This is a genomic window from Microbacterium sp. bgisy203 (genome assembly GCF_965345155.1).
In the GTDB taxonomy this organism is placed as follows: Bacteria; Actinomycetota; Actinomycetes; order Actinomycetales; family Microbacteriaceae; genus Microbacterium.
In genome coordinates this window covers 77,542-85,636 of sequence record NZ_CBDRLZ010000010.1, presented here as the reverse complement: position 1 = coordinate 85,636, position 8,095 = coordinate 77,542, and the positions used below count along the sequence as shown (strand labels likewise).

Below are 8,095 nucleotides of genomic sequence, written 5' to 3'. Positions count from 1 at the left end.
GACTCGAACGCGGCCTCGACGATGCGCCGGCGCACCTCGAGCGGATCATCAAGGGCGCGAAGCTCATCGAGGTCGAGCCCGGCCGCCTCCAACGGTGCGCGCTCACCCCGCAAGTACGCGGTCGACAGAGTCGCAGCGCTGCCGGCTGGGCCGGCTACGCGTGCGGCCGAGCGCTGCGCGCCGCCGCTAGAACGGCCGCCACCGGAGCTCCCGGATCCTCCAGCGCGACCCGATCGGCCACCACCCGACGGGCCGGACCACAACCGCAACGCCCCGCCCACACGCTTCGGATCCAGGCGCCCGTCGATCGTCGGGCCGCCAGCTGCGGGAGCCGATGGCGCGGATGCGCTGTCAAGCCAGTCGCTCAGCGCATCCCTCAGTCCGGCAGCCGCTGCACCGCCGCCTCCCTTGTACACACCACTAGTTCCCATCAGGACGCCACCACCGGCCCGAGCAGCGATGTCAGCGCCTTCGAGGTGTCGGTATCGTCGGCACCCACCACGCGCCACCCCTCAAGGACATCGACGTACTGAGCTTCGATGGAACGGAACAGCATCACCGTCGAGGCATTCACATCGGTCGCGCGCAGCCGAGCCAGGGCGACGAGCGCCTCCTGCTGTACCGCCGGATGCAGTCGCGCCAGTGTGATGATCGCGTTCACCGCCGCGAACTGCACGCCCGGCTCGTCCTGGAGGCGTCGGCCGAGATGATCGAGCAGCACCGACACATCTCCCAGAGGCAAGGCCTGTAGCTCGTCCTGAGATACCGCCTCACGTTCGATCTGCGACCTTGACGCCAATGCCGCAGCGATATCCCGCAACTGTTCCGGAAGCCCCTCGTCGACGAGCAGCCGACCATGGAACGCCGCCGCAAGCGTCAAGTACCCGCCAGCCGCAGCCGCGTCGAGGGCAGGCGGAAGCTTGGCCCACCGGATCATGGTTGCCGAGAACGACTCTTCGTCGACACCTTCCCCATCATCTGCGTCCCCGCGATCGGCGGCGGCGCCGGACTCTGCGACCTCGGACAAACGCTCCAGCCGGGGACGCAGCACCCCCGCGCTCAGCCAACCGAGCAGAGTGTCGAAGTCGGTCGGCAACGTGCGCTCCAGCACCATGAGTTTCGCGACCGCATCCGGCGACAATGCAATCCCTCGCCGATCCGCGATCGACTGCCGGACGTTCAAGTCATTCATGAACCGCTTGATTCGACGCGGGTTCGCCTGCAACTTCTCATACAGAATCGGGGTCAACCTCGCCGCGCTCTGCATCGCAGACCGCAACGAACCATCCGCCGGCAGCTCCAGGTCATCGAGGCTCCCGGCAGCGACGCGCAGCTCACCACACGCCCGCACCAGCTCTGCGAACGCATCATCACTGCCGCACTCCTGCTTCGCCAGAAGTAGGAACAAGTATGCCCGCGTGTCGAACGCGCTCAATGCCGGAACTGGCACCGTCGTCTGCACGATCTTGTGGAGATACAAGCTCGCAACACTCTCTCGCCCGTCCCCGACAAGCGGTGTTCCAAGATGCATCCGAATCGTCTCCGCGACCCGCGCCTCATCCGCAGCCACGACGAAGCACATCCCCGGGACCGACAGGAACAAGCGGATCGTCTCGAGAGTCTCGACCACAGTCGGCGGTAGACATCGATCGAGGTCGTCGACCAACACGACGACTCGCGACACATGCGCCAACGCCGGGTCGGCCAGCAGCTTCTGGAACTCCTCCTTGAAAGACGCCATGCCCTTGGGCGAATCGAGTGACTCAGGGTCGTCGCTGACCAAGTCGAAGACGTCGTCCAACGACGGAAGCTGCAAGGTCAAAGCCGTTCGGGCCGCCGTCTTCACAGCCTTGGACCAGTTGACACGCTTCACCAGCGCCTTCAGTGCAGTCAGACCCGCCGATCCCACAGGGTCGGACGCGTCAAACTCAGCACTCAACGCACCGAGGATCTCGGCTATCAAACTCTCTTTGGCGCCCACTGCCGGGTCGTACTGCCAAGGGTTCGACCGAACCACGACAACCACTTGACCATCCACGTTCTCCGTGGCGATCCGATTTTCAATCAGATGCAGCACCGTCGTCTTGCCGCTACCCCAAGCGCCCTCAAGACCGAGAGCAACTGGATCCAGCTCACCGTCGAATAGCGCATCGACCACGGTGTCCGCGATCGCATCGAACGACAGCAAGTCTGTCGCCGATGGCTCATCCGACCACAACCGAAAATCTGACCCCACAACAACCCCCAGTGCTTCGCAACTCAACCCAGGCCAGCGTTCCGACCCTACGGACTGGAACCGACTCCCTCCCCAGAACCACACGCCTCAGCCACAAGCGCGTGTCCACGGCACTTGGCAGAGATGCCAAGTGCCTGCCAACTACCCGTGGAATATGTCATTTCGGCGTGGAACCTACAACTGTAGGAACCGCTCAGAGATGTCTCCCGGAGCCGCAGCAAACCGCCTGAGTAGATCCGAAGATGTCCACGATGGTGGGCCCGATTCCTCAGTCGACTTGTCCACGACGACCTGTTCAGCGAGGAGGTGCGACCGACTTCGCCGTTGCAAAATCACGCAACCGCGAGTCAACCTTCATCTGACGGCTGCGTTGCGACCGCGACTTCGTCATCGATCCAGTACCGTAGCCACGCCTCAGGGACGACAAACGCTTCCGATCCTTCGGCCGCCTGCTCGACGAGCTCGACCTGCGCCGACACATTTATCGGCGTGGGGCCATCCACGCTGAAGGTTTCAGCATCTTCGCCCTCGCTCTGGAGCGAGGCAACCCGGTGAAGCGTCCGGCGACCGGACTTGACCAGGAGCAACCTATCGCCGACAGAGATTGATCGTGCGCTCATCTCGATGCCCACGCGCCCAGTCCAGACCTTGACGACCGAGCCGATCTTCATTTCACGCTCCACCGCGACGCGCGCAAGTAGCTCGCGGTCGACATGTCGGACCACGGCTCGGAGATAGGCCGCGACAATGCTCACGTAGGCCTCGAGCAGATCGGGGTTCACGATCGCATCTTCTGCATACGAATGGGCGAGCTCGTTGCGGCGCTGGACTAGGTCCTCGAGGAAGGACTCATAAGTTGCGAATCCCGCCTTGTTCAATGCGTCGGCTGCTTCATGCGCATCCGGCTCCCGATCCATCCGCATCGAGAGTCGAGCGAGAAGGTCGTTCGAATATGGGTAGCGATAGTTCGCGGTCGCATATGTGAAGACGCCCGGAACTAGGTTCGGAGGCTCGTCATCACGTGCGGCAAGTGCCGCGATTGCGATTAGCTCATCCACGGCGACCCTCGTTCGCACGCGGTCGCCGTTCCGAAGGCATTCCAGTATCAGCCGACGGTGCTCCACGCGCACGGTCTCGGGCAGGTCGCCGGAAGTTGCATAGATTTCGTTCAGGCACTCGGCTACAGCGATTAGCAGCTGATCCATGGTCTGCTCGATCAGTCCGTAGCAACCGACGACCACGCTCGCGTACGTCATGCGGCGCGCGCGCCGGTCAAACTCGGTCAGCGCCCTGACATCGGAGCTAAATCGATCCTGCAAGGCCCGGTCCAAGACTGCGTGGAGCTCCAGCTCGGATCGTAGCCTCAGAATGTCGATATCGAGTGACTCGGAGATGGCGTCCATTAGTGTTCGGCGACGATTGAGTCGAGAAGCTGCTCGATCAGCTCGTCGCGCATCGCGAGGTCCTTTGGGTCTGTGCGGCGACCATCGAACGCGGCGGCGTTCTCGTCATATAAGCGCTCTAGTCCTGCCAACACCTCATGGCGCTGCTCCTTCAAGACCGGCCCGTGCTCGAGGTGCTTGCTAAACGCCGCCATGACTGAGTCGTACGCGAGCAGGGTCGGCCGCGGAACCCACGAGCGCTGTCCGTTGCGCTCGCGCCGAATGTAGAACGCCCGTTCGCCGAGGACCTCTTCGGCGAGATCAGAGGTGGCGGTGAAGATCGCGCCGATCTGCTCAACCAGATCAATCGAATACTCTCGGTTCCCGCGCGTCCAGTACTCGTCGAGAAAAGGACGAAGGCGCCGTGGCGCAGCTTCGGCACCGCGCTGTCGATGAGCGAAGAAGCGCAACACCATCTCAACGTCTTCCATCTGACGGAAGCGTTCGTCCTGTAGCACTTCTTCGGCGAAGTGTCCGTTTTCCACCTCATCATCGTCCGGGACTGGAATCCGCCAAGCGCGGCAAAAGCTCGGAGTGCGCGCAAGCCGGGGGAGAACTATATTCAGCGGACCTTTACTGAGTGCGTTCCGCGACTCCTGGGGCGTCAACGGCTCACCCCCACTGTTGATCCGCTCGAACACCAGCTCCTTGAGGCGATCGGCTTGAGATTCATTCTGGGCCGTCTCATACAGCAGAACGATGCTCGACAAGTAGCGACGATCGATCCCCTGACGCAACTGAAGGGGAAGCGTTTCGTACGTTCTGCCCTCAAGGACCTGCCAGTACTCGAGGTCTGTAAGGACGAGTTCGTTGTTGTAGAAGGCGGAGAGGGCTGTCAGTCGCTGAAGCCCGTCCATGACCTGATACTTCGAGTACTCGTACTCGTAAAGGAAAATCGGCGGGACCGGCACGTTCATGATGAACGACTCGACCAGACGCGACTGCTTCCCTGGAGACCAACGACTGCGGCGCTGAAAATCGGGCTGGAGTTGCCACCGCCCTGAGCGGAGAACGGCCGGTAGCTCCGCCAACTGGGTGCGAGCTTGATCGGTGACGATCCGGATCTCACCGCTCGCATAGCGCGCAGCGATATCCGCGTCAGACATCTCCGAGTCACTGATTGGCTCGGCGGACGCGAGACTGATCTGCTCGCCGGGCAGCAGACTAGCTGACACTATGGGGCCTCGTCCTTCACAATCGGCAGGTCTTCGTCGGACGGTCTCACCGATGGTTCCGGTCCCGCCCAGTTCGAGCCAAGCGTAGTCTGGCGGAGTTGATGACGCGGCTCTGACTTGGCCGTGCCTATGCTCGTTCGCTGAATCGCTCGGGACTGAGCACCCGAGCAGCGAATAGGCCTCGAACAAGGTCATCGCCCGAGGGTGCTGACCACCTAAGAACCCGTTGCTTGGCCGGCGCTAACCTGCCCGGCGAGTCGGGCGCTCTCTGGTGTGTAGTTCGCGTACCCGGTCGCGAGGTCGCGGACCCGCTGCTGCGCCTCCTGCCCCAATAGAGATAGAAGCAAGTCTTCCGGTCCCTCGATATGACTTGCACCAAGCCGAAAGAAGTCGTGATCGACCAAGAAGGCGAACCCGCAATCGAATGTGAGATAGCGATTGCTGACCTTGGTATCCCGCTTTGGCGCCTGGACGAGGCAATAGTTGACGTTGATTGGTTGGTCTCGGCTCGCCAACGACTTCGCCAATGCCGCCTCGATGTTGGCGCGAGCTACTTCTTTGGTCAGCAGCGCGCCGTCCTTTCGTCGATCGGTCGGATAATCACCGACCAGGATGATCGTGGCATTTGCCGGCAGCGTGACCGACAGTTCTCCAACCAACCATTCGACATGGTCGCTGGGTTGCTCAACCCACTCGGCACCTATTTTCGCTCTACGAGGCGTTGCCGTCCCAAGCATGTGGTCGAAGAGATGGGGATCGAAGACAGTCACAGACCGTGACCGCGCTGCGAGTGGGTGGAGGATGAAATCCGCGATCGCTTGGCGAGGGGTGCCCGGCGCAAAGTGAGCGCGCTCCGCCTCGATTACTGACGGTGCTCGGTCAATGCTGTCGGCGATCGCGATATCGACGCCCCCACCGGACCGGAACCCGGTGACGTCATCAACGCCGCACTCGCCCGCAGCCTCGCGGCCGACCACGACAAGGCGAACGTCGCCATACGCACCAGTGCCCTGTGTCCATTGGTTCAGCAACTCTCGAACGGTTGGGCCGTCAGGCTGTTCAAATCTATTCAGGTCGTTGAGCGCATAGAGGAGCTTTCGCCACAAAGTCTTCGAAAGGTCACCGAGGCCCTTGATTGCCTCGAACAGCTCCGCGCTATCGGCCTCTGCGACATGCAAGACCCCACAACGCTCCAAGGTCCTGATGACCTCGCGATGCACGATTCGATCTCTATCGGTCGGGTAGTCCCGGAGAGCATCAGGATCGACGGCTACTGGGAAAAGTGCCTGCGGAGAGGTACTCACTCGGTGATCCCTAGGATGTCTGCGAGACCATCGTCGAAGAATCCCGTAGGCCAAGGATCGAGCAATTCGCCACGATCTCCGAGTCGCAGGCGGCGAACTGTTGCACCGGCTTCATCCACGTTGTCCACGTACAGGACTGCAACTTCATCAGGACGCAACTTCCCGTTGCGAATCAGCCTTCGAACACGGAGAAGGATGTTCTCCGAGTGGGTCTCTACAATCACCTGGTTGCGCCCGCGAAGTACAGCTGTGGCGAACAAGTTTCCGAGCCGCGCTTGGAGGCGAGGGTGGAGGTGCAGTTCGGGCTCCTCGACACAAATGACCTGCCTTTCGGCATGAACGGCGACGTCAACGACTGGGAGCAACTGGCTTACGCCATAGCCGACCTGGTCCAGTGCCACTGGGGCGCCGGAGCGGACATCCTTCATGATCCACGTCTGCTGGATCGGGCTCCGAAGTCGCGCGAGTGCGTCCTGTTCGAACACATACGGCACCTCGAGCTGGGCGAGCATCTGGTTCAAGAGGTCGAACTCGCTGAATCCGGCGCGCCGAGGCTTGCCGAAGAACTCAAACCAGTCCGAGTTGTAGACACCTCGCTCCGGGTCGTAGCTCTTGCCTGGCTCGCCACGGTGAGGCCCGAAGTAACGAAGCAGGAACGCCATCTCGAACAGATCAGACTGCAGCTTCCGATCCTCATGTGCGAACAGCTCGGCGTCCACAAGTCGTGACTCTTCTACCCAGTCGGACCCTCCGTGGCTCTCGCCGACCCGATAGCGCGTGAGAAGACCGTTGCCGAAGTCGGACGGGTGGAAGGGGTCGCGGTCATCCGTGAAGTCCTCCGGGATGAATCGCTTGCGTGAAGCCTCCTCCTCCCCGACTACTGCCAGGGCGGTGGAATGCAAGTCAATCGATCCCACGGGGTTGAGGTCGTAGCTCAATTCCGCTGTGGCGAGACGCCCGTCCCGGGTTCGGAAGTCGACACCGAGGACAAGCGGCGACTGCCACTGAAACCCACTCGGATCCTCGGGATCGGGCTCGGTGTAGGTAATCAGGTTGCGCGCGCTTGCTTCTTCGAAGGCCTTGTCCCACGCTCGAAGAGCATCGGTCCGTCCTGCGTCGACTGTCTGCATCAGAAGCCTGAGAGCCTTGAGGACGGTCGATTTCCCGGCGGAGTTGGGCCCGTAGACCAGAGTGAGCGGCGCCAACTCCACGTCGTGAGCCCCTGAGAAGGACCGGAGGTTCTCGATGTGGAGTCGCTCGATCAGCGCCGTCGGGCGCGCGCGCTGCTGCGGAGCACGCGGAGCCGGTGCGGAATCGTGTGGGGCCGTTGCGGAATCGTGCGGAGCCGAATTGACGGAGCCCAGGACACCGTCGTCAGACATCGCGAGGATCTCGGCCTCTGCCTTCTCGCGGCGCTCTCGTTCTTGCACAACGGCTTCCTTCGCGCGCTGACGCTGAGCGTCCCGACGAGCACGCATGGCTCGTCCGTCAATTCCTACCCAGTCCGATCCGTAGGGCTTGCGCGCCACGGCCCCTGGGTCGCCAGCCGAGTCCCGTTCGACGACTTCATCTTGGTTCTCCACCGTGCGCCCTTTCGTTGCCGCGGTCTGATGCTATTGAGTCGGTTGCTTCTTACGAAGCAGCGCGTAATCGTGTCCCGCTCGCTGACGTCCAGGCGTGCAGCGAGCGGGACACGCGGGGCCACTAGTGCGTCTCGCGCATCCAGTACGAGCCGTCCCCGTTGCTGACCTTCTCCCAGCCGCCGAAAGCGTGCTGGGGTCCGGAGTGCTGGTGCAGACGGGCGTCGCTCACCTCCCCACGAGACCAGCAGTTCTGGTCGCGGTTGTACTTCCCCATGAGTTCACCTCCTTTCGAATCGAGTAGTCGCCCGCTGAATCATTGGGTCACGCCATCCGTCTCGAAGGTCGGCTCAGCGCG

6 protein-coding genes are annotated in these 8,095 nt (G+C 62.1%); all 6 read right to left on the bottom strand.

Annotation, left to right across the window (positions count from 1 at the left end; translation table 11 throughout):
* Window positions 1-430 precede the first annotated feature (430 nt).
* The gene (locus tag ACRVYW_RS13080) at window positions 431-2,188 is read right to left on the bottom strand and encodes a KAP family P-loop NTPase fold protein (protein WP_431805176.1); all 1,758 of its coding nucleotides are present in this window, start codon (window positions 2,186-2,188) and stop codon (window positions 431-433) included.
* Window positions 2,189-2,583: 395 nt separating this feature from the next.
* On the bottom strand, window positions 2,584-3,639 hold the full coding sequence (locus tag ACRVYW_RS13075; protein ID WP_431805175.1) for an MAE_28990/MAE_18760 family HEPN-like nuclease: 1,056 nt from the start codon (window positions 3,637-3,639) through the stop codon (window positions 2,584-2,586).
* The gene (locus tag ACRVYW_RS13070; protein ID WP_431805174.1) at window positions 3,639-4,853 is read right to left on the bottom strand and encodes a DUF262 domain-containing protein; all 1,215 of its coding nucleotides are present in this window, start codon (window positions 4,851-4,853) and stop codon (window positions 3,639-3,641) included. The genes ACRVYW_RS13075 and ACRVYW_RS13070 overlap by 1 nt, the downstream gene beginning before the upstream one ends.
* A gap of 215 nt (window positions 4,854-5,068) precedes the next feature.
* The gene (locus tag ACRVYW_RS13065; protein WP_431805173.1) at window positions 5,069-6,073 is read right to left on the bottom strand and encodes a hypothetical protein; all 1,005 of its coding nucleotides are present in this window, start codon (window positions 6,071-6,073) and stop codon (window positions 5,069-5,071) included.
* Window positions 6,074-6,153: 80 nt separating this feature from the next.
* Entirely contained in the window at window positions 6,154-7,686 is a 1,533-nt protein-coding gene (locus ACRVYW_RS13060) for an AAA family ATPase (RefSeq protein ID WP_431805172.1), read from the bottom strand.
* Window positions 7,687-7,861: 175 nt separating this feature from the next.
* Window positions 7,862-8,014, bottom strand: a complete 153-nt coding sequence (locus ACRVYW_RS13055; protein ID WP_431805171.1) for a hypothetical protein — start codon at window positions 8,012-8,014, stop codon at window positions 7,862-7,864.
* Window positions 8,015-8,095: the final 81 nt, after the last annotated feature.